At 70.3% G+C, this 22,105-nt stretch carries 15 protein-coding genes and 1 pseudogene; 10 read left to right on the top strand and 6 right to left on the bottom strand.

Annotated features, from left to right (window positions below; translation table 11 throughout):
• Positions 1–3 precede the first annotated feature (3 nt).
• Positions 4–1,173 carry an FxsB family cyclophane-forming radical SAM/SPASM peptide maturase gene (locus AB0B91_RS20785; protein WP_358321735.1) on the top strand — a complete coding sequence of 390 codons (1,170 nt, stop codon included), beginning with the start codon at positions 4–6 and terminating at the stop codon, positions 1,171–1,173.
• The gene (locus AB0B91_RS20780) at positions 1,170–2,474 is read left to right on the top strand and encodes an HEXXH motif domain-containing protein (RefSeq protein ID WP_358321732.1); all 1,305 of its coding nucleotides are present in this window, start codon (positions 1,170–1,172) and stop codon (positions 2,472–2,474) included. Before AB0B91_RS20785 ends, AB0B91_RS20780 begins: the two co-directional genes overlap by 4 nt.
• Here the strand turns inward: AB0B91_RS20780 and fxsT (AB0B91_RS20775) are convergent.
• Together fxsT (AB0B91_RS20775) and fxsT (AB0B91_RS20770) are read right to left on the bottom strand one after the other, a co-directional pair.
• The gene (fxsT, locus tag AB0B91_RS20775) at positions 2,434–4,923 is read right to left on the bottom strand and encodes an FxSxx-COOH system tetratricopeptide repeat protein (protein WP_358321729.1); all 2,490 of its coding nucleotides are present in this window, start codon (positions 4,921–4,923) and stop codon (positions 2,434–2,436) included. The two genes, AB0B91_RS20780 and fxsT (AB0B91_RS20775), sit on opposite strands and share 41 nt — an antisense overlap.
• Positions 4,924–5,263: 340 nt before the next feature.
• Complete coding sequence (gene fxsT / locus AB0B91_RS20770) at positions 5,264–7,792, bottom strand: FxSxx-COOH system tetratricopeptide repeat protein (RefSeq protein ID WP_358321726.1); 2,529 nt, start codon at positions 7,790–7,792, stop codon at positions 5,264–5,266.
• A 136-nt stretch (positions 7,793–7,928) separates the two neighbouring features.
• On the opposite strand from fxsT (AB0B91_RS20770), the gene fxsA reads away from it, so the two are divergent.
• The 4 genes from fxsA to AB0B91_RS20750 are packed head-to-tail and all read left to right on the top strand — an operon-like array spanning position 7,929 to position 11,825.
• Complete coding sequence (gene fxsA, locus AB0B91_RS20765) at positions 7,929–8,117, top strand: FxSxx-COOH cyclophane-containing RiPP peptide (RefSeq protein WP_358321724.1); 189 nt, start codon at positions 7,929–7,931, stop codon at positions 8,115–8,117.
• 60 nt (positions 8,118–8,177) lie between these two features.
• On the top strand, positions 8,178–9,068 hold the full coding sequence (locus AB0B91_RS20760) for an SIR2 family protein (RefSeq protein ID WP_358321722.1): 891 nt from the start codon (positions 8,178–8,180) through the stop codon (positions 9,066–9,068).
• Positions 9,065–11,068 (top strand): tetratricopeptide repeat protein, encoded by a 2,004-nt coding sequence (locus AB0B91_RS20755; protein WP_358321719.1) that lies wholly within the window; start codon positions 9,065–9,067, stop codon positions 11,066–11,068. Before AB0B91_RS20760 ends, AB0B91_RS20755 begins: the two co-directional genes overlap by 4 nt.
• Positions 11,069–11,099: 31 nt before the next feature.
• Positions 11,100–11,825 (top strand): maleylpyruvate isomerase family mycothiol-dependent enzyme, encoded by a 726-nt coding sequence (locus AB0B91_RS20750; RefSeq protein WP_358321716.1) that lies wholly within the window; start codon positions 11,100–11,102, stop codon positions 11,823–11,825.
• On the opposite strand, the gene AB0B91_RS20745 is transcribed toward AB0B91_RS20750, so the two are convergent.
• Entirely contained in the window at positions 11,822–12,790 is a 969-nt protein-coding gene (locus tag AB0B91_RS20745) for a teichoic acid biosynthesis protein C (RefSeq protein WP_358321713.1), read from the bottom strand. The two genes, AB0B91_RS20750 and AB0B91_RS20745, sit on opposite strands and share 4 nt — an antisense overlap.
• A 324-nt stretch (positions 12,791–13,114) precedes the next feature.
• Here AB0B91_RS20745 and AB0B91_RS20740 point away from each other — a divergent pair.
• From AB0B91_RS20740 to AB0B91_RS20730, 3 genes and pseudogenes are all read left to right on the top strand, one after another.
• A pseudogene (locus AB0B91_RS20740) lies at positions 13,115–13,936 on the top strand (IS630 family transposase); the annotation flags it as partial.
• Between the two features lie 89 nt (positions 13,937–14,025).
• Positions 14,026–14,277, top strand: a complete 252-nt coding sequence (locus AB0B91_RS20735; protein ID WP_358321710.1) for a hypothetical protein — start codon at positions 14,026–14,028, stop codon at positions 14,275–14,277.
• Positions 14,278–14,621: 344 nt separating this feature from the next.
• Positions 14,622–16,787: an NACHT domain-containing protein gene (locus AB0B91_RS20730; protein WP_358321708.1), complete on the top strand. Its 2,166-nt coding sequence runs from the start codon at positions 14,622–14,624 to the stop codon at positions 16,785–16,787.
• A gap of 592 nt (positions 16,788–17,379) precedes the next feature.
• On the opposite strand, the gene AB0B91_RS20725 is transcribed toward AB0B91_RS20730, so the two are convergent.
• The 3 genes from AB0B91_RS20725 to AB0B91_RS20715 all read right to left on the bottom strand — a co-directional run bounded on the left by AB0B91_RS20725 (position 17,380) and on the right by AB0B91_RS20715 (position 20,740).
• Positions 17,380–17,613 (bottom strand): hypothetical protein, encoded by a 234-nt coding sequence (locus tag AB0B91_RS20725; RefSeq protein ID WP_358321705.1) that lies wholly within the window; start codon positions 17,611–17,613, stop codon positions 17,380–17,382.
• Positions 17,614–17,622: 9 nt separating this feature from the next.
• The gene (locus tag AB0B91_RS20720; protein ID WP_358321703.1) at positions 17,623–19,848 is read right to left on the bottom strand and encodes a hypothetical protein; all 2,226 of its coding nucleotides are present in this window, start codon (positions 19,846–19,848) and stop codon (positions 17,623–17,625) included.
• Positions 19,849–20,032: 184 nt separating this feature from the next.
• Positions 20,033–20,740 carry a DUF4386 domain-containing protein gene (locus tag AB0B91_RS20715; protein WP_358321700.1) on the bottom strand — a complete coding sequence of 236 codons (708 nt, stop codon included), beginning with the start codon at positions 20,738–20,740 and terminating at the stop codon, positions 20,033–20,035.
• A 154-nt stretch (positions 20,741–20,894) separates the two neighbouring features.
• Between AB0B91_RS20715 and AB0B91_RS20710 the strand changes: the two genes are divergently transcribed.
• Positions 20,895–22,082, top strand: a complete 1,188-nt coding sequence (locus tag AB0B91_RS20710; protein WP_358321697.1) for a TetR family transcriptional regulator — start codon at positions 20,895–20,897, stop codon at positions 22,080–22,082.
• The last annotated feature ends 23 nt before the right edge of the window (positions 22,083–22,105 follow it).

The raw sequence follows: 22,105 nt of genomic DNA, 5'->3' as shown, positions 1-22,105 counted from the left end.
CACGTGTCACGCTCGAATGAAGGATGGCAGCCGTGGCCTTTGTGCCAGTTCATCCTAAAAATACACAGTAGATGCGACCTGAGGTGCGATTATTGTTATGTCTATGAAATGGCCGATCAAAGCTGGAAAGAGCAGCCGCGTCGGGTTTCAAAGGCCGTCATCGCACACACCGCCTTCCGGATCGCTGAGCATGCTCACGCGCACCGGATGCCTTCCGTCCACCTGATCCTGCATGGCGGGGAGCCGCTCCTCGCCGGTGCCGACCACATCGCCCATACCGTCCGAGCCGTCCGGCAGGCCCTGGGGCCGGGCGTCCGGCTCGACGTCAGCCTGCAGACCAACGGGATGCGCCTCGACGAGACGTACCTGAAGCTGTTCGATGATCTCGGGATCCGCGTCGGCGTCAGCATGGACGGCGGCGCCGACGATCACGACCGGCATCGGCGGCGGGCCGACGGGAGCGGTAGCCACGCCACCGTCTCCGCCGCGCTCGACCTGCTCACCGAGCGCTATCTCCACCTGTACGGCGGGCTGCTCTGCACCGTCGACCTCGACAATGATCCCCTCACCACCTACGAGGCGCTGCTCGCGTCCGGGCCGCCCCGGATCGACTTCCTGCTGCCGCACGGCAACTGGGCCGAGCCGCCGCCCGGCCTGCCCGCCGCGGACGGCGCGACGCCGTACGCGGACTGGCTGATCCCGATCTTCGACCGGTGGTACGGCGCGGCGCACAGGGAGACCGAGGTGCGGCTGTTCGCCGATATCCTGCACCTCCTCATGGGCGGCACGTCGTCGAGCGAGACCCTGGGACTGGGGCCGGCCCGGATGGTGGTGATCGAGGCCGACGGCGGCATCCAGCAGTCCGACACCTTGAAGTCCGCCTATCCCGGCGCGCCGGTCACCGGATTCCACGTCGCCCGCGACACCTTCGACGCGGTGCTGCGGCATCCGGCCGTCATGACCCGCCAGCTCGGCGCCGAGACCCTCGCGAAGGAATGCCGGGACTGCCCAGTCCTGTCCATCTGTGGCGGTGGCCTGTACGCGCACCGCTACGACCCGGACAACGGCTTCGGCAATCGCTCGGTCTACTGCGACGACCTGTTCCGCCTGATCGACCACATCCGCGGCGAAGTCCAGCGCGACGTCGCCACCCTGCTGGAAGGGCGCCGATGAGCCTCAAGCACCACATCATCCCGGACGAGCACTTCCAGGCGCTCGGCTCGGGCGGCGGGGGCGCGGAGGCGGCTCGCCTCCTGCTTGGCGCCCAGCACAGCAAGCACGTCCTGCTCCTCCACGGGGTGGGCCGGGCGGCCCCGGAGGCGTACCGGCTGCTGAGCGCGGCCCAGGGGCATCGGCCGCGCGCGGTGGACGCCGTGCTCCGCCATCCCGCCGTCGGCGCCTGGGCCTGGCGTACCTACCACGCGCTGGCGACCGGGGCCGGCGGGCACTCGCCCGCCCGGCTCGCGGCCGTCGCCGCCGCGGCCGCCGTCCGTTCGGGCATGGACTTCGAGATCGAGGTGCCCGCCGACGAAGGCGGCATCACGCTGCCGTCGCTCGGCCGCGCCGTACTCGCCGGTCCGTCGGCGAGGGTGCGCCGCGCGGGCGGCCCGGTGGAGGTGATCGGCGACGAGACGGTACGCCTCCCCGACGACCCCCACCAGGACGCCCCCGGCTGGCAGGCGCTGCGGCACCTGGAGGTCACGGCCCAGGGCAGGACCCTCACGCTCTGCGTCGACGACCTCGACCCGTACCGGATGCCCGGCGCCCGGCTGGCCGCGGACCGGCTGTCCGAGGACGAGCTGGCCGTCTGGCGGGCGGCGCTGCGGAGCGCGTGGGAGCTGCTGCTCGCCCATCACCCGACCGTCGCCGAAGAGGTGTCCGTGGCCACGAGCGTGCTGACGCCGCTGACCGACGTCCCGGGCGACCAGATCAGCGGCAGTTCCCGTGAGGCCTTCGGCTGCGTCGCGCTGTCCACGCCGCCCGACGCGACGACGCTGGCGCTGACGTTCGCGCACGAGGTCCAGCACGGGAAGCTGTCAGCGCTGCTCGACGTGATCCCCTTGCTGCGGCCGTCCGGCGACAGGCGTTACTACGCGCCGTGGCGCGATGATCCCCGCCCGCTGGGCGGCCTGTTCCAGGGCGCGTACGCCTACGTCGGGGTCAGCGGGTTCTGGCGCAGGCAGCGGCGGCACGAGCAGGGCGAGGCCGCGCTCGCCGCGAGCGCCGAGTTCTACCGGTGGTGGGAGGCCGCGGTGGGGGCGACCCGGGTGATCGCCGAGAGCGGGTTCCTGACCTCGCCCGGCGAGCGCTTCGTCGCCCGGATGGCCGCGACCCTGCGGGCCTGGCGGGACGAGGAGGTCTCCGGCGAGGCCATCGAGAAGGCGCACCGGGACGCCGCGGCCCACCGCGCGATGTGGGAGGAGCGCAACGGGGTCACGCCGTCGTCTCCAGGCGGCGTGACAGTTCCTGGATGAAGTCGCGGGCGTCTCCCCAGAAGACGGCCGCGCGCATGTTCAGCCGGGCGATCCGGGCCAGGTGATATTTCCTGGCGGCCTCCTCCATCCCGCCGGGGCCCGGATCGTACAGCACCATGATGTTCCTCCTGGGGGTGGAGACACCCGACAGGAGGGACATCAGCAGGTCGAACGACGACGACCGCGGGTTGTACCCGATCATCAGGAACGGGTACGTCACCAGCGCCCCGACGATGTCCGCCGACCATCTGCGGTGCTCGACCCGCAGGCACCTCAGGCGGTCGCTCTCGGACAGCACCAGCGAGCCCGGCAGGTCGTACGAGCCGGCCAGATGGCACACCAGGGGCCGCTCGGGAGTGGGCGCGACCACCGGCTCCGCCGCCGCGAGCTCCGGCCGCCACGGCAGCACCTTCATCACGGGCTCCCTGCCCGCGCGCAGCAGCGACTGCGTGAGCTGGCCGTGGTAACTGGTGGTCAGGAAGGAGGTGGCGGGCACGTTCGCGAGGAAGGCGTGCGGGTCCTCCGTGTCCTGCTGCTCCCATTCCCGCTTCAGCCCTTCGAGGATCTCCTCGGCCATGGCCGACTGGTCGGGCAGCGTCACCGCGTAGTCGAGCACGGACTCGAAGTTCCACGGGTCCGCGAACGGGTAGCCGAGCCGGCCGGCCCACTCCCAGCTCATCGCCCGTACCCTGGCCGCCTTCTCCCGGGAGATGTCGCTGCCGACGATCGGGGTGCAGTCGCCCGTGGTCACCTGGTAGATCAGCCGCGCCCAGTCGTCACCTTCCATCTCCCGCGCCATGAGCGCCCTGCGCGGCACGGCGGGCGCGGGGGATGGCCGGGGGACCGCGCTGTCGTAGACGGCCGTGCGGGCCCCGGCTTCGGGCGCGACGCCGCTGTAGCGCTCGGCGCCCTCCCCGTCGTTGATCGCCCGGAAGTACGTGACCAGCCGGGCGACGAAGCCCCGCACGTCCTCGTCCGCGGAGTCGGCCAGGGACGACGCCTCGGCATGGCCGGCCAGTTCGGCGTAGCGGGGGAAGTTCGCCCGGTCCTCCGGATCGCCGCAGTCGGATCCGGCCAGCAGCCGGTGGACGTCGCGCCGGGCCCGCTCCTGTTCCTCACCGGTCATGCGTTCCTTGACCGTCGACTGGAGCAGGCGGTGCACCTGGACGGTGCCCCGCCCGGCCAGACGGACGAACCCGTAGCGGGTGAGCGCCCGGATCGCGTTGTCGGCCAGCACGGGATCCTGGAACACGGCGGCCGACTCGCCCGGCAACGGCAGGCTGCCCTGGCGCAGCAGCCCGTGCGAGATCGACTCCGGCCGCAGGAACGCGCAGCGTTGCAGCAGGTACAGGGCCTCCGGGCAGGTCTGCCTGAGCGTCTCGAAGCCCAGGTCCCACGCCGACGCCAGGCCGCGCCCGTAGTCGACCGGCGGATGCTTGTCCAGCATCCGGCCGGGCTGCTCGCGCAGCCGCGCGAGGTAGGCCGCGGGGGCCAGACCGGAGCCCTTGATGTAGGCGACCGCCTGCACGACGCCGAGCGGCATGTCCTCCAGTTCCTCGGCCACCTGCCCGGCCTCGTCGACGGACATCCCGGGCACCCGCCGGGTGAGCAGCTCGACACTGTCCCCGCGCTCGAACGCACCGACCTCGATGGGGACGGCGACCTCGTCCCACGCGGGCTCGCGGGAGGTGATGAGCACGTGCCCCGACCGGCCGCGGGGTAGGAACGCCCCCACGGTCTCCGGCTGCCCGGCGTTGTCGAACACCATCATCCACGGCGCCCAGCGGGAGTCCTCCCGCAGCAGCTTCAGCGTCTCCGCGACGATCTCGGCCTCGCCGATGTCCGCGTTCAGCCGCCTGCCGAGCGAGGCCAGATCGGTCCGGATCAGGCTCGGTTGCTCGGCCCTGATCCACCAGACGGCCACGTACCTGGACGCATGCTGGCTGATGTACTCGGAGGCGAGCTGGGTCTTCCCGTGCCCGCCGGGCCCGACCAGGCACACCGGCCAGTCCGTCTGCGCGAGCATCGCGGTGTCGAGTTCGGCGAGCAGTCTCCGGCGGCCGGAGAAGTGGCCCCGGACCGGCGGCGTGCCGCCGCCCAGGATCCGCGGCAGCGAATCGTCCCGGTCGTCCGGTGCCGGCTCGGCCGCCTGACTCATGCTCGCGGAAACGCTCCGGTGCCGGTCCAGCCACTCGCGGACGTAGGCCTCCTCATCGTCCTCCAGACGCAGCCCGTTCTCCCGCCCGAAGGCCAGGCAGGCGCGGACGAACGCGTCGACGAGCGGCCAGGAGGGCGGTCGCTTGCGGTCGCCCTCCAGCAGGCTCTGCACCGTGCTGGGAGCCAGCCGCTCGGGATTGAGCCGCCGCAGTTCGCGGTAGGAGGGGCCGCCGGCCCGCCCGCGTAGTTCGCTGAGAGCGGCGAGGAAAGCCTGGAGGGATTCTTCGGGCATCGTCCCCCCTGTCGGATTTCGTACGAAGTCATTCAGGATTATCCGCTTTATCGGAGCGTTCCACCAAGGAGATGTACCAGCTCGTCCAGCATTGACCCGGATCATTGCGGGACACCCCAACCCCCGGCTTCCCTGAATACAGGACATATCGCAAGGGAGGCACAATGTGGCCCGAAACCGTGCTGCTTTTCTCGGCCGCCACTTTTCTGCTGGGCGCGCTGCGTTTCCTGATCCTGTTCCTGGGGCTTCGACTTACGCTGCGCAAGGCGCGCCAGTGCGATCACGCGGTCTTATATCACGACTTCGCGATGGCGATGAGAGGCGCCCAACCGGGGCCGGATCAGATGGGGGGCGGGTCGAAGTCGCAGTCCATGCGCGCGCCCTCGTCCAAGGCGAGCCGCGCGTCGGGATGATCGAGGCCCATGGCTCCGGCGTAACCGCGCTTGGCCTCGGCGTACAGCGCGTCGGCCTCCTCCTGCCGGCCGCACGCGCGGGTGTCGAGGACCAGGTTGGCCAGGCAGGCGAGCAGCAGCGGGTATTCGGCGCTGAAGATCCTGCGCAGCCGGTCGAGCGTCTCGCGGCCCAGCCGCATCGCCTCCTCGTGGTCGTCCAGGGCGGCATGGTCGCTGGCGAGGTTGACGGCGCAGGTCAGGGCGTAGTGATGGTCACGTCCGAGCCGGTCGTCGAGGCCGGTCAGCGCCCGCTCGTCGGTGTGCATGGCCACGTCGGCGTCGCCGCGCAGCCGCTGCAGGACCGCCAGATTGGTCGCGCAGCCGTACACATAGGGGTGGGTGTCGCCGTAGATGGCCTGGTATCTCGCCACCGCCTGCTCGGCGATGTCGTAGGCGGCGTTGATGTCGCCGGTCGCGCGCAGGGCGTTGGACAGGTTGCTGGCCGCGGCGACCGTCTCGGGATGGTGGTCGCCCATGATGCGCTGCAGGCGCGCGTGCACGTCCTTGGCGAGTTCGAGCGACCCGTCGAAGTCGCCGGCCCTGCGCTTGGCGATCGACAGGTCGCGGGCCGTCTTCAGGGTCCACAGGTGCTCGGCGCCGAGTTCCTGGACGCCGTAGGCGTAGGCGTCCTCACCGAGGTCGACCGCCTCCCGCGAGTCGCCGCTCAGCCGGACGGACCTGGCCAGGCCGTTCCAGTTGTTGAGCACGTCGGCCTCGCCGATCCGCTCCTCGCTCTCGTTCTGCTTGCGGTGCACGACGTCATGCAGCGCCCTGGCCGCCGTGTAGTCGCTGTTGAGGCCGTAGTCGATGGCCAGGTTGTTCATGATCTGCAGGGTCGCCGGCGCCTGCTCGCCGAACACGGTCGTGTGCTGGGTCTGCAGCCGCTCGTCCAGTTCCCTGGCCGCCGACCAGTCGCCGGCGGCCCGAAGGTCGGCCGCGAACCCGCTGCTGAGCACCAGGGTCTCGCGGTCCTCCGGGCCGAGCACCTCGGTCATCTTGGCCAGCGTGGCGCTGTCGAGATCGTAGGCGGCCCGGTATTCGCCCAGCTCGCGGATGATGCCGCCGAGGTGGCGCTGGGCGATCAGCACGTCGGGGTGCTCGGGCCCCGACCTCTCGGTCCAGCTCTCAACGAACCGCTCCGCGAAGATCCGCGCGGACTGGTAGTTGCCTGATCGATAGAGGTAGTAGAGGACGTCGCGGACCATGGTGCGGACCGCCGGTTCGGCGCAGTCGGCCACCTGCGAGGGCAGGATGTGCGCGATCAGCTCGTTGTAACGCCCCCAGCTCGCCGTCTCGTCGGGCACCTTCGGCGCCGCGCCGGCGAGCAGGAGGTGCACCTCGTGCCGGAAGCGGCGGCGCTCGTCCTCGTCCAGCTCGTCCCGCAGCAGCGCCTGGACCAGCCGGTGCACCTGGATCGTGCGCGCCTGCGAGTCGATGGTCGCCAGCGCGAACCTGCCCAGCTCCCTGATCGCCCTGGTGAGCAGGATCGTGTCACCGAAGATGCTGCTCAACCTGGCGTCGGACGCCTGATGGCCGGCCCGGCGGAAGACGTCGCGGGGAATCGGCTCCGGGCCGAAGAAGGCGCAGCAGCGCAGCACGTCGACGGCCTCGGGCAGCTTGCTGCGTAGTTGCGCGACCGACAGCGCCCAGGCGGCGGTCATGGGCATCGGGTATTCGGACGGCTTGCTCTCCGAGAGCAGTGCGCTGGTCTGCTCCTTGAGCAGCCGGAGGTAGTCGTCCACCGAGATGCCGGTCTCCACGTGCAGCGCGCCCGCCTGCTCCAGCGCCAGCGGGAGGTCACCGAGCTGCTCGGCGAGCCGGTCGGCGTCGGTGCTGGACAGTGCCGCGCGCCTGGACAGGAACTCCACACTCTCCTGGCGGTCGAAGACGTCCACCGCGACGGTGTCGACGATGCCCTGCCAGCGGTGGTTGCGCGAGGTGACGATCACCTGCCCCGGCCCCTGAGGGATGAGCTCGCTGATCTCCTCCGGCTGGTCGGCGTTGTCGAAGACCAGGAGCCAGCGGTCGTACGGTTCGCCGCGGCGCAGGGCGTCGAGCACCGCGTCCGCCGCGTCCTCGGCCCCGCTCCGGGTGGCGGCCTGCAGGCCGAGATGCGGCGCCAGACCGGCCAGCGACGACTTGACCAGGACGGGCTGGTCGGCGGGGATCCACCACACCACGTCGTATTCGGACCTGAACCGGTGTGCGTACTCGACCGCGAGCTGGGTCTTGCCCACCCCGCCCAGGCCGTGCAGGGCGTGCGGGACGACCGCGGTCACCTCGGTGGACAGGCCCGCGTGCAAGCGTTCGAGCAGGACGGACCGGCCGGTGAAGTTGACGTTGCGGGCGGGGACCTTGCCCCAGACCTCGGGAACCCGTCCCGACGTCCGGACGGACTCTGGCTGCGAACCTGTCACGTCACGCCTCCGGGGTCGCTGACGACCGCATCCCGCCTATCGTAGAGGGTTTCGCGTCGCTCGAACATTTACGCCTCCCTTACGGATAGGGTTGGCGTGATTTCTGTGTCCCGAGTTCCGGAACGTAGGAGCTTTAATGAGCGATGAGCTGGCCGAGCCGCCCGCCCTCGTCGATGTGAGTGGTTTGTCGCTCGCCGACCTCGACAAGGTGGATGAGTCAGCACTCGCCCACGCCCTGCGCATGTTGCTGCGCGCGGGCGAAGACGCGATGGGACCGATCGCGGGGTTCAGCCAGAGCATCGACGGGCCCGCCGCCACGGGCTAAAAATAGGGACGTACCTCGTGCTCCATGCCCTCATCGTGCCAGGAGAGCAGGTCGTCCCGGATGAAGGACTCCGACTGGGCCCGGCTGATCGATCAGCTCCGTACCGGTGACTGCACCCCGTTCATCGGTGCGGGGGCCAGCGACGGCAACCTCCCGTCCAGCGGGGAGCTGAGCCGTGAGTGGGCGGCTCGTTTCGACTATCCCTTCGCCGACGACGGCGATTTAGCCAGGGTTATGCAGTATGTCCGAAGTGTCGTTGGCGATTCCGGGCTCAAGCACGAACTCAGCCGCCGCCTCACGGCGATCGGCCCGCCCGACTTCACGGCTCCGGGCGAAATCCACTCGTCCATGGCCGGCTTTCCCATCCCGGTGTTCCTGACCACCAATTACGACGACTTCCTCGTACGGGCGCTCCGCGGTTCCGGGAAGGAGCCCAGCGCGGCGATTTGCCCGTGGCACGAGGGCGTGCCGTATGACAGAAACCTGTTCGAGCGCGGCGCTGGAATACGCCCCGACGCCAACCGGCCGATGGTCTACCATCTCCACGGAAGCACGAGCCTCCCGTCCTCCATGGTGCTGACCGAAGACGACTACATCGACTTCCTGGTCCACCTGACGACCGCGCGAGCGCAGAACAACCGGCACGTGATTCCGCCGATCATTCTCGACGCCCTGGCGAACCGGCCCCTGCTCCTTCTCGGCTACACACTTCAGGAATGGACATTTCGGGTGCTGTTCCATGGACTGATCAGACGGTACCCGGCCATCCGCCGCCGACGTCACGTCAGCGTTCAGCTCACACCCGAGAACGAGAACGTCAAACCCGGAGCCGCCCTGCGCGCCAAGGAATATCTCGACCGGTATTTCGACGGATGGGAGGTCTCCATCTTCTGGGGCACCCCCCGCCAGTTCTGCGCGGAACTGGACGAGCGAATGGGGAAGCGGTCGTGATCGCCGAGCCGCCGACCGGCGCCTTCGAGGCCGAGCCGTACGTGGGCCTGCGTTCCTACACCAAGGACGACCAGGAGCGCTTCTTCGGGCGGGACGCCAAGGCGTACGAGATCTCCGTGATGTGGCAGGCGCACCGGCTCACGATGCTGCACGGGCCGTCCGGAGTGGGCAAGACCTCCGTGCTGGAGGCGGGAGTGCTGCCGGAGCTGGCGGACAAGCGGGTGGACGTGCTGCCGATCGGGCGGCTCTCCCACGGCTCCGCCTTCCCGATGGCCGCGCTGCCCGAGCGCAATCCGTTCACGGTGGCGCTGCTGTCGTCGTGGGCGCCGGGCGAGTCGCTCACCCGGCTGTCGGGGCTCACCGTCCAGCAGTTCCTGCGGCGTCGCGGGCCCAGGATCGACAAGTACGGCGACCCCATCCCCATCCTGGTGGCCATCGACCAGGCCGAAGAGCTCTTCTTCGACTTCCCTTACCGTCAGGGCTTCCGCGACCCGTTCATCGCCCAGCTCGCCGAGGCCCTGGACGACAACGAGGACCTGCGCCTGCTCCTGTCGATCAGGGAGGACTACCTGGCCAGGCTCATGGCCCACGGGGAGCCGCTGCGCAGCAGCGGGCCGTCGGCGTCCGTGGTGCTGACCCCGTTCCAGGAGGAGGAGGCGCTGGCCGCGATCAAGGAACCGCTCGCCGGAACAGAGCGCTCCTACGCCCCCCAAGCCGCCGAGACCCTGGTCAAGGAGCTGCGCACGGTGCGGCTGCACGGCACCGGCGCCCCCGCCTCCTACATCGTGGACACGGTCGAGCCGGTGCAGCTGCAGATCGTCTGCTCGGCGCTGTGGAACTCCTGCCCGCCCGACCTGACGGTCATCACGCCGGAGTACGTGGAACGGCACGCAGACGTCGACCGCTCCCTCGGCGACTTCCTCGACCAGGCGCTCGCGGAGATCGCGCACGACCACGAGATCCCCGTCGAGCGGCTCAGCGCCTGGCTGCGGGAGACCTTCATCACCACGCTCGGCACCCGCGGCACCGCGTACGAGGGCGAGACCCAGACCGCCGGCATGCCGAACAGCGTGGTCAAGGCGCTGATCGACCGGCACGTGCTCCAGGCGGAGATGCGTTCGGGCTCGCGCTGGTGCGAACTCCAGCACGACCGGCTGCTCCAGCCGGTGCTGTACGCGCTCGGCGGCGCGCGCCCCCAACCCGGCTCCGGCCAGGCGCCGGTGAGCGCCGCCGAGCACCTGCGCGTGGCCGAGCAGGTGCTGGCGGACGGCGACCTCGCGCTGGCCGAGACGCACGGCGAGAAGGCCAGGCGGACCTGCGGCGGGGACGAGTTGCGCACGCGCGCGGAGATCGAGTCCTTTCTCGGCAACCTCGCGTACACGCGCGGCGACTGGGCGGCTGCCGAGCGCTGCTACAAGCAGGCCAGCCAGGTGTACGAGCGGCTGCGGGACACCCCGGCCGTGGGCCGCTCGCTGGCCGCGGCCGGCCGGGTGATCCTGCATCAGGGCCGCCCGGACGAGGCCGTGGACGAACTGCGATCCGCCGTGAGCCGGGTGCCGAGCGACCTCACCGTCCAGGTCGAGCTGGCCATCACGGTGTGGCACACGGGCACCCCGCAGGCGGCGCTGCCCATCCTGCACGGCGTGCTGTCGGTGGACGGTGACACCCCCATCGCGCTGCGGGCGCGTGGCGAGATCCTGGCCGACCTGGGCAAGCCCGTACAGGCGCTACGCGACCTCGACCGGGTACGCGAGCCCGCCGAGCCCGCCACCATCGCCGCCCGCGCCCTGGCGCTGGCCGAGCTGGACCGCGTCGAGGAGGCGTCGGTCGAGGTGGAGGCGGCCTTGGTCGGAGGGCGTGATCACGGTCTGGTGGCGTACCTGTGCGCGCGGGCCCTGTCCCGGATGGGCGACCGCGCCCGCGCCGCCCAGATCGCCCGTGACGCCACCCGGCCTCCCCTCACCTCCTACCAGCGCAGGGTTCTGGCGGGCCTACTCTGAAGCAGAATATTGTTCGGTAGTGTGGTGACCTATGACGGACATCTTTGACGACCTCAAAGCCGAGTACGAGCAGTTGGACGCCGTCCTCACCGCCCTCACTCCCGCCCAGTGGTCCCACCCTTCGGCCGCGGCGGGCTGGACCGTCTCCGACGTGGTCCTCCACCTGACCCAGAGCGAGGAACTCGTCGCCGCCACGGTGGCGGGTGACGACGTCGCGGTCCGTGGCGACGGCGTCGACGCCGTGGCGGACGCCCTCGTGGCCGCCCAGCGCGACATCACCCCCGTCGACCTCCTGGCCCGCTGGCGCGCGGCCGCCTTCGCCACCCCCACCGCCCTGCGCGCCCAGCCCAGGGGCACCCGTCTGTCCTGGGTGGCCATCCCGCTGTCCCCGGCAACCCTCGCCACCACCCGTTTGGCCGAGCACTGGGCCCACGCCTACGACATCACCGCCCCTCTCGGCATCGCCTACCCCGACGCCGCGCGCCTGCGCCACATCGCCTGGCTCGGCCATCGCACCTTGCCGTACGCGTTCGACGTCGAGGGTGTCGAGGGCGGCCCCGTCTACTGTGAGCTCACCTCACCCGACGGCGACCTCTGGCGCTTCGGCGACCCCGCCTCCCCCTCCACCGTCACGGGCCCCGCCGCCGACTTCTGCCGCGTCGGCGCCCGCCGCCTGGCGCCCGCGGACTCGGCGCTGAAGGCAACGGGCCCGCATGGCCGCAAGGCGCTCGCGGTCCTCCGCAACTACGCCCTCTAGACCAAGGTGTTCTTGTAGATGATGGCGGCCTGGCGGGCGCCGGCCGCGCCGGTGGCGAAGCCGAAGCACAGGCGCGGTGCGGCGGCCGTGAGCTGGATCGCCATGCCCTCCGGCTCGCGGTAGGTCAGTGACTTCCACGCCTGGGAGAAGGACCGCTGCACCACTTTGCCGTTAGCCAGGTCCACGGAGGTGAGGTAGGTGTTGCCGGGGGAGGGGTTGCCGGTGCTGTACGCGTCGCCGTCGAGCAGGTACAGATACTGCCCGTAAGCCGTGTACCCCTGGAAGGTGCCCAGCCCGGCAGGCTGAGTGATGTCGTACAGGGGAGTGGGGTGGCCGCCCGCCTTGACCGCCGAGAGCGGGAAGGCGGCGAAGTGGCGCTCGCCGTTGAGGCGGTAGCGCATGATGAGGCGGTTGGTGGAGGGGTCGATCGCGCAGGTCGTGCTGTCGGCGCCGGCGACCGGCGCGTACTTCGTCAGGGCGGTGGACGCTGTGGTGAGCGTCTGGCCGTTCACGAACTTGAACCGGGCCAGCTTTCCGCCCCAGGAGTTGGTGCCGTCGGCCACCCCGTCGGTTTCGGTCCAGAGGTACGCCGACGTGCCGGACGGCTCCACCCCGATCTGGACGCCGTGGCCGAATCCCGTGAGGTACATGTGGCCGAGGATCGCACCGGACAGGCTGAGCTTGGTGACGCACAGGTTTCCCGCGGCGGCGGAGCCGGAGCCGTTACGTACCTGCACGGTGTAGAGGTGGCCGTTGACGTTGTCGAAGGCGAAGGACTGCAGCACCGTCTCGTCGTGCAGCGCCTTTCCGGTCATCAGCGCCGCCGGGGAGGAGGTCAACTCGAAGCGGCTCGCCGCGCGTGCGGCTGCGTTGGCCGGGGCGCCGGACAAGGCGGTGAGGCCGAGCGCCCCCGCGCTGAGCAGGGTTCTACGGGTGACCTCGGTCCCCAGAACGGTACGTAACACTCGTCGGCTCCTATCCGTCAGACGACACCGCAAGATCGGGACATATCATGGCGACTTCCGTCATTCGGCGATGCTGATATGACGGAAATTTTCAGATTGTCAGCGTTCTCACAGAATCCCGGTATCGTCCCGGCCCACAGACCCGACAAGCCCGCGCATCGGCAACACGTCGGGCGAGTGCCCGTCGCCGGCGGATGCCACCTCGTTGCGGCGGGCCGCCTAGTGAGCCGGTCTTGAGTTGTTGCCTCACCACATGAGTCGTGTTCTGTTTCTGGTTGTGGTTTCGATGGTGACGGGACCTGTTGGGCGCGGTCTGCTGGAGGCATGGGCGACAGCAGGCTGGAGCCTTTGACGCTGTCGGAGGCTGAGCGTTTGAGGTTGGAGAGCTGGGCCAGGCGTTGGACGACGGCGCAGGGCTTGGCAAAGCGGGCGCGGATCGTGCTGGCGTGCGCGACTGGGCTGAGTAATACGGCGGTGGCAGCGCGGCTGGGCACCGACAGAGGCACAGTACGTCGGTGGCGGACGCGGTTCTTACGGGATCGGCTGGACGGGCTGAGCGACGAGCCGCGGCCCGGGGTGCCGCGCACCATCACCGACGATCAGGTGGAGGAGGTGGTGGTGCGCACCTTGGAGCAGACGCCCGAGGGGGCGACGCACTGGTCGAAACGGGAGCTGGCCAGGCAGGTGGGCATCTCGCCCACCAGCGTGCTGCGGATCTGGCGGGCATTCGGCCTGCAGCCATGGCGCACCGAAGACTTCAAGATCTCCCCCGACCCACTGCTGCTCGACAAGATCCGAGATGTGGTCGGGTTGTATCTGGCCCCGCCGGCCAACGCGGCGATCTTCGCGGTGGATGAGAAACCACAGATCCAAGCCCTGGCCCGGACCGCGCCGGTGCTGCCGATGATGCCCGGCGTGCCCGAGCGGCGCAGCTTCGACTACGTCCGGCACGGCACCGTGGACCTGTTCGCGGCGCTGAACACCGCGAACGGCAAGGTGATCGGCAAGTTATCGGCACAGCATCGCGCTATCGACTTTCGTGACTTCCTCGATGAGATCGACCGTCAGACCGAGGCCGGCCTGGCGGTCCATGTGATCTGCGACAACCTGTCGGCGCACAAGGCACCGGTGGTGCAGCGCTGGCTGCCGTACGGCCGGTGCTGGAGGAGTACGGCCGGGAAGCCCTGTACGAGGTGTGGGACTCCACGCAGGGCAAGAAGGCAGCGGCTGCACTCATGCGAGTAGCCCGCGCCAAGGGCTACCTGCCGACCGAGGATGACGCCGACAGTGAGCCTGCGCCAGAAGGGGGCGTCCACTCAAAGAATCTTGTCCGATTCAGGCAGTTCACCGAGCTGGTCAGCGACCGCGAGGGCAGGCACCTGATTGAGGCCGCAAAGGAGGACCCGGACTGGGGCAGGGGTGCACTTCTCCCAACGCTCAAGCAGGCGGTGTGGATGCTGGAGTCAGAGTTCGGCGACGCTGGTTGATCTTGTTGACAAATTTGTCATCAACGCCACGGAGGGCGCCCGCCAGATACGGCGGGCGCCCTCTGCATCTTGAACATTGCGACGAACCGAACGTCACCCCGCTCCACCGTCAGCGCTGAGAGGCTGTTATCGGGAGATTGATCTTGAATTGTGGGCATCCTTGAAACTGGCAGCCGACCATTGGGGCGGGCACTGTGAGGAGATGACCAGAGCCGAGCTGTTCGACCCGCCGCCGCACCGCCCAGCGATCAGGTCGGCACGGCAGCCACCTGCGACGACGACCAACTGGTGACGATTCACGTGCAACCGCTGCCGGATTGTCTGCCACAGGCAACGATATCGGCGTGAGCAGACGCAAGGCTGGCTGGCGGATCGCCGTCGCCGTGCTGGCCCTCGTGGTGGTGGGCGCGGCAGTGGTCGCGGTATGGCGGGCGCGGACACCGGGTGCCGAGGTCAACCTCGCCGACGTCGTCGCCGTGGCACTGGCCGGGGCCACCCTGATAGGCGCGGTGGTGGCCTGGGCACTGCGTTCCCCGCCCGCGGCCACCCTGGCCTGCGTCGTCGACGCGGACGCGGGTGCATGCGTGGATGTTGACGCCGCCGCGCAGGTGCTGGCCGGTCTGGTGGAGCGGCAGTGGCGCACCGAGGCTGGCCACAGGCTGCTGGATGATCCCGAACCAATCCCAGTGCACTGGCAGCTCATCGCCGACGAGACGGTGATGAGCCAGCCCCGCCTGATCACCGCCGGGGCCGAGCTGACGTTCACCGGCCGGGCTAACGACATCGTGGCCTTGGCGGACGCCTTCCGCGGGCTGACCCGGCGGCGGCTGGTCATCGTCGGTGGAGCGGGCATGGGCAAGACCACCTTGGCGATTCAGTTGCTGCTGCAGTTGTTGTCCACTCGCGCGGCCGACCAGAGCGGCGCCTGCGAGGGGGAGATCGTGCCGGTGCCGGTGCTGCTGCCGGTCTCCGGCTGGGACATGAGCATCCATGCCCGGTTGCAGGACTGGCTCGCCGTCCGCCTGGCCCAGGACTACCCGGCGCTGGCCGCACCGCAGCTCGGTGCCGGCGCCGCCGCCGCGCTGGCCGAAGGCGGCCACATCCTGCCTGTCCTGGACGGCTTGGACGAAATCCCCGCGCCCACGCGCGCCCAGGTGATTGCCGCGCTCAACGACTCGCTGACCGCCCGCGACCAGCTCATCCTCACCAGTCGCCGCGCCGAGTTCACCACCGCCATCCGCGGCACCGGCCGTCCCCTGACCGCTGCCGCGGTCATTGTCCCCAAGCCCTTAACCCCGCAGGCCGCCGCAGACTACCTGACCGCCTGCCTGCCCGCCTCTCTCTCCGATGCCTGGGCCCAGGCCCTGGCCGCACTGCGATCCCGCACCGCCCCCGGCCTGACCAGGCTGGCCGCCACCCCGCTGGGCCTATGGCTGATCCGCACCGTCTACCTGGCCCCTGGAGCCGACCCCGCCCCACTGACCGGCCCCCTGGGCTGCGACTCCGATGCGCTGCGCGCTCACCTGCTCGACCTGCTCATCCCCGCCGTGATTCAGGCGCGCCCGCCCAGCACCGACCGCGCCGACCATTTCCGACCCCGGCACCGGCTCGACTCCGACGCCACCCGACGCCACCTGACCTACCTGGCTCGCGCCTTCCCTCCAGCCGCCACCCGCGACATCACCTGGTGGCACATCGCACGCACCACACCACACATTCGGGCGATAGCCGGGCTCGCGGCCGGGCTCGTGTTCTGGCTGGCGGCCTCGCTGGCGGTCGGGGTCGGGCTTGGGCTTGGGCTTGGGTCCGGGCTCATGGTCGGGCTTGTGGTTGGATTCATGCTCGGGTTCGTGCTCGTGCTCGTGTTCCCCAGATCTAGCAAAACACCCGGCTACGCCAACCTCCGCCTGCGTGGACGAACACCCCTTCTCCTCCGCTCTATCAAAGGCAGACTTGAGGGCGTGCTCGCGCTCAGGCTCCTGCTCGTGCTCGTGATCACACTCTTGGTCGGGCCCAGGGCCGGGCTCGCGGTCGGGCTCGCGGCCGGGCTCGTCATGGGGCTCGGAGTCACACTGGCATTCGGGCTGATCGACTGGGGGGAACAACCCACTCTCATATCGACCAGCACACCCCGCTCCAGTTGGCAAGCCGACAGAGCCCTCACCCTTCTTCGCATGGTGGTGTTCGGGTTCCCGATGGGGCTCGCGATGGGGCTCGCGGGCGTGCTCGCGATGGGGCTAGCGGCCGGGCTCGCCTTTGGGCTCGCGGGCATGCTCGTGGTCGGGCTCGCGGGCGGGCTCCTGGTGGGGAAGCATCATGCGTGGCTGGTCTGCACCATTGCGGTGGCCCGACTGGCCCTCCAACACCGGCTTCCCTGGCAAGTCATGGACTTCCTCGACGACGCCCACCGCCTGGGGCTGCTGCGTGCCGTCGGCCCGGTCTACCAGTTTCGCCACGCAGCCCTGCACGATCACCTCGCCGCCGCCAACGCCACTGAGGCAGCTTCATGATTACTTGATTCGACTCATCCTCTTCTTCCCTTGCCCGACCTGAAGCCGCCCCAACTACAGCTTGCACCGCCACTCATGCGGGCATCGGCGAGACAGCGACAAGAACTTCAACACGCAGACTTGACGGGGAACACCAGCGCCTCTTGCTTTCCGTCGGCGAGGGTTCGCCGCTTGAGCAGCTACTCGGCCCCGTCAGGCAAGAGCCTGACAGCTGGCGCATCAGATATGACCGCACCAGCTTATCGAACAAGAGTACGAGCGAGCATGGGGAGCCGTTCCGGGACGGTTACCGCTCGGCGCGCCGATGAGCGGCTGTTTCCGTCGTACGTAGCGGTCGACTAGTGAGCGTGTCCGCTGGCGGGTTGGCCTGCCGGTCCTGGCTGATCGGTCCAGCAGCAGGGGCAGATGATCTGTATCGCGTCGGCTGGCACGCGCCATCGGTTGCGGCAAACCCATCTGCGGCGGCAGCTCACCGTCGTGTCGTTGACCAGCAGCTCGCCCAGCTCCAACGGGGCTTGGCGGCCGCACGGGCACATCCATTCGGCTGGGGTCTGCAGGGAGTCGGTGACGGCCATCCCGTCGGCGGTCCCCGTCATGGTGATTGTGGCCCGAAAGGCGCCGCCACCTGGACCTCGCTGTGGATCTCGTGGCAACGGACGCAGCGGACATGGCTCAGGTCTTGATCGCGTACCGTCCAGTTCATGGCGATGAGCGCCAGGGTCTTCAGCATGGCCAGACTCTCCAGCGTGCTGGGCGTGGCTGTTGCCCCCACCATCCGCGCCGGCGGCGACGCCGTCCAGTCCGCCGGGCGGAAGAGAATCTTCATGCCTGCCGACTACCTGGTGAAGGAGCTGAAGGGAATGAGGTATCCGGGGCCGTTCGGGTTCTTCTTGGAGGGCTGGCAGGGGCGCAGCGTGTGGGGATGGGATGAGGGCACCGGCAGTTGGTGGGCGGCACTGTGGCGTGATGATCTGCCTGACGACCCGGTCGCCGATGCGCCGCATGTGGGGATCGGCCCGCTGTACGGGCAGCACATCTCCACGGTGAGCGGGCTGGTGCCGTTGATCGCCGCCGCCACGCAGGTGGAGCCGGACCGCATCGACCAGCTGCTCGCCGACAGCATGTGCTCGCGGTCGCGTTGCAGGCCGGGTGCCGGGCGGAGGGGGCTGTCGCCCCGGGCGGCGGCCGCCCGCTTGCGCTGGGTGTGTTGGGCGCGGGCAGCGCGTTCGATCTCGCGCCGGGCGGGTGGCAGGCCGGCGCGGCGTCGGCGTTCGTCATGGACGGCGGCCAGCTCGTCCTGGGCGAGGTGGTGGTCGTGTCGGGCCTGGTCCGCGCGCTGGGTGGCGTCGTCGACGTCGCGGGCCCGGGCGCCGCGCCGGGCGGCGTCGAGATCGTGGTCGAGCTGGCGGTGGCGGCTTCGGATCAGCGGCCAGGTGGTGGGCGGCGGCGCTGCGGTGGCGGCTTGCTCGGCGGCAGTCTGCAGGGCCGGGCCCTCGTGCAGGGCGGGCGCCAGGCGCTCGCGCGCGGCGGCCAAGTCCTGAAGGACGCGAGGCAGGGCGGCCTCCAGCTCGCGGCGGCGGGCCCGGTGCGCGGAGCGCAGGCGGCCCAGCCCGGCGAGCTCACGCTGGATGTCGGTCTCGCGCTGCTGGAGTAGGCGGATCTGCTTGCGGCCGTCGATGACGGTCTGGCGGGCCTGTTGCAGCCGCGTCGCCGCTCGCTCGGCGTCCTCGATCTGGGCGAGTTGCTCGGCGAGCCGGGCCCGGGTCTCCTCCAGGGCGCGCTCGGCGGGGCCGCCGCCGTCGCGGGCGTAGCGGCGGGCGTGCTGCTCGGCAGCCTCGACTTGCGCGGCCGCCGCAGCGACGCGCTCGGCGAGCGGTCGCACCCGCGCCTGCAGCTGCGCGTCGGTCAGCAGCCCAACGCCGAGCGGGAGCTGAGTCAGGCACAGTAGCGCGCTGGCCCGCTCGACGGCGGCCCTCGCCTCGCGCTCGGCGTCCTGCAGCTCCCGCCGGGCGCGTTCGACCTCCGCATCGACCGGCCGCTCGGCGGCCCCCGCGGTTTGGGTGGCGTGCTCGGCGTCGCCCTGGCGGCCACCGGCATCCCGCTCGGCATCCCGCTCGGCGCCCTCGCGACCCGGGTCGCCGACGCGGTCATGTCCCCGGTGCCGTTCGAGCAGCTGCTCGACCGCTCGCGGATCGCTCGGTCGACCGGCGCGCTCGCGCTCGGCGGCTCGCTGGTGGACGATCGGTTCGGGCTCGGCGGTGACCAGCCGATCGGCGCGGTCGCCTTGCAGGGTGGCGGCGTAGGCGGCCAGCGCGCGCTGCAGCTCGACGGCGTAGCTGTCCGGCTCGCCGAGCCGGGCGCGGTCGGCGTCGGTCTCCAGCAGCTCGCGCGGCAGGTACAGGCGCACGGCCTCCCGGTCGCGCGACATCGCCGCATACAGGCTGTGCGGGTCCAAACCTTGGCCGTAGACCAGCGCGCGGTCGACGGTGGCGCCCTGGGTGGCGGCCACCGTCATGGCGGTGCCGTGGCTCAGCCCGCCGGCGGCGATGTAGCCGGGCGTGATCCATTCCCGTTCCAGCCGCGGGCCGTCGGGGTGCGGGGCGCGCCACTCGACCAGCACCCGGCGCTGGGCGTCGAACGCCATCACGCGGCCGCGGTAGCCGTTGAGCACGTTGGCGCCCTGGCCGCGGCGGGCCCGGTAGTCGTTGGTGTGGATGCGCACGTGGTCGCCGACGGCCAGGGCGAGGGTGCGGCCGCCCGGCTGCCGGTAGCGCACCTCGGGTCCGGTGATCTCGCCGGCGGCGCGGCGCAGTACCCGGGCGGCGCCGTTGAGCTTGTCGACGTCGGCGTTGCTGCCGGCCAGCAGCGCCACGGCGGCCAGCTCGGCGTGTACGTCGCCGGCGTAGGGGAGGCGGGCCTGCTGCAGCGCCTGCAGCAGCACGTGGCCGGGCAGCATCGCCCGCGGGTGCATGGCCAGCTTCGGCTTGACGAGCCGCTTGCCCGTGCCGGGATCGCGGCCGGCCATGAGCCGCCGGGCGGCCTGGTGGTCCTCGGGTGTCAACGGGGTGCCGGGCTCGATGCCGAACTCGCGCAGCCCGTCGCCGATCCACGTCAGGCCGCGCCCGGGCTCGGCACCGGCGACCGCCTCCTGGCTCCTCCTGGGTCAGGCCGATATGAAGCTCGGGTTCGCCCTCCAGCTGGTGACCGTCCGCTGGCTCGGGACGTTCCTCGGTCCCTGGGACCCGTCAACCCGCTGCGGGTGCCGCCGTGGGCGCACCTGACGGGGCTTGGTCGAGCGCGTGACGGCGGACGCCGCGGATCAGCAGGTAGCCGACCATCCAGAGCTCCCCTACGGTCGCGGGGACGGTGAGAGCGTCTGCGATGCCCTGTGCGTCGGGGGCGAGGTATCCGACGAACGCGCTGAGCAGGTAGCCGATGCCGCCGCCGATGAGAATCCAGCCGAGCGGGCGGGGCATCCAGCCAGAGCGGAGCACGCAGGAGCCCATGGGGATGAGCCACAGGCCGAAGAACACTGCTCCCACGCCCCACAGGTTGCCGCTGACCAGGTACAGGACCTGGACGACGGCCGCTGCGTCGCCGATCGGGGCGAGCGCGACCTGGACCGCTGTGGCGAGCAGCGCCGCGCTGGAGAGAATCGCGACCGCGTTGACGAGGCCGAAGGCGACGATACCGCTGGCGGCAAGCGGGTGTGCGGTGCGGAACAGGCGGTAGAACCATGTCGCTGTGAGGGCTTTGGTGACGACGATGAGCAGCTCTAAGGCGACCCCGGCGCGGGCGAGCGATTGGTGGTCGACCAGGTGGGCGAGCGTCGCACCGGGGTCGCCGGCCGTGAAGAGCCGCGGCCGGATGAGCAGGAAGCCCAGTGCGCCGGTGACGGCGAGGCCGAGGTAGAGCAGTCCGGTCGTGCGGGCGGTGCGGATCAGCGCGTGCATGGTGGCTCTCCTTGAGGGCTGTGCCGGCGCGGCGGCCGCGAGAGATTGACTGTGTGCCTTACCTCGTAAGGTAACTTACGATGTAAGGCGCCGACAAGGGGGTGGAAGACCGATGGCAGCGAAGGCATTCCGCGAGCCGCTCAGCCGCGAGCGCGTGCTGGCGGCGGTTGTCCTGGCGGATGCGGAGGGGATCAAGGCGCTGACGATGCGCCGCCTCGCCGCCGCCCTCGACGTCGAGGCCATGTCGCTCTACTACCATCTGCCGGGCAAGGAGGCCCTGCTCGACGGCGTCGTCGAGACCGTGGTCGCCGAGATCCATGACGGGGTCGGCCGCCTCGACACGACCAAACCTGACGGAGACTGGCGTACGCGGCTGCGGTTCCTCGCGGCGCGGGAAGTGATGCTGCGTCACCCGTGGGCGCCCGGGCTGCTGGGCTCGCGCCGGACCATCCCGGCCGGCGTTTTCGCGTACTACGACGGGATCGCGGGCACGCTGGTCGGTGCCGGGTTCTCGTACCACCTCGCGCACCGGGCGCTGCACGCGTTCGGCAGCCTGCCTCTCGGGTTCGTGCAGGAGATCTTCAGCCCGGCGTCGGCCGGGGGAAGCATGGAGGTCGACGCCGCGGAAGCAGACCTGACCGCGATGGCCGAAGCCCTGCCGCACCTGACAGCGATGGTGGCAGCCGAGATCCACGACGTCACCGACCCCACGCTGGGTTGGTGCGACAGCCAGGTCGAGTTCGAGTTGCCGGGCAGTGTCGTCTTGCCCGGCCCGCCACACGGCCTTGACGACGTCCCCCACGACAAGGCGCTCATCTGCGTGCTGGACATGGGGGCGTACGATGCGGCCGGCTACATCATCACCGAGACCGACTTCGCCAATTGGATCGGTTCCGCCGCCGATCGGCCATTGACCTGGCTCCTCATGGACCGCCAGGTCGCCGACGACCTTTGCCCGAGCGCGGCGGAGAGTCGTCAGTCTTGGCAGACCGACCTGGAAGCCGATGCTGAAGCGGCCGCGCACACCGACAACCTGCTACCCGTCGCACGGGCCAGCCGCAGCGGGATCGGTCTCCACATCGCCACATTGCGCAGGTACGCGAAGGCCTTCCGCGGAGAGCCGCAAGGCACCCGGTATGACGACCTTCTAACGGATGCCGGAGTGCAGCACATAGCCGCAGTCGATCTCGAAGCCCTCGCTGACGATCTGGAAACGTGGATTGCGCGCGACTGGGTCGCCGTCATCGACCTCAGCGCGGAACGCCAGAATCTGGCGGGACCGCTTCCTCCCTTCCCCGGTTCCGGCCCGGACGGTGACCAGAGTGCGACAGACAAACGCTGAACACTCGGACAGCCCCTTACGGA

It is taken from the genome of Nonomuraea sp. NPDC049141, assembly GCF_040648415.1.
In the GTDB taxonomy this organism is placed as follows: Bacteria; Actinomycetota; Actinomycetes; order Streptosporangiales; family Streptosporangiaceae; genus Nonomuraea.
This window is presented reverse-complemented; position numbering and strand designations above follow the sequence as displayed.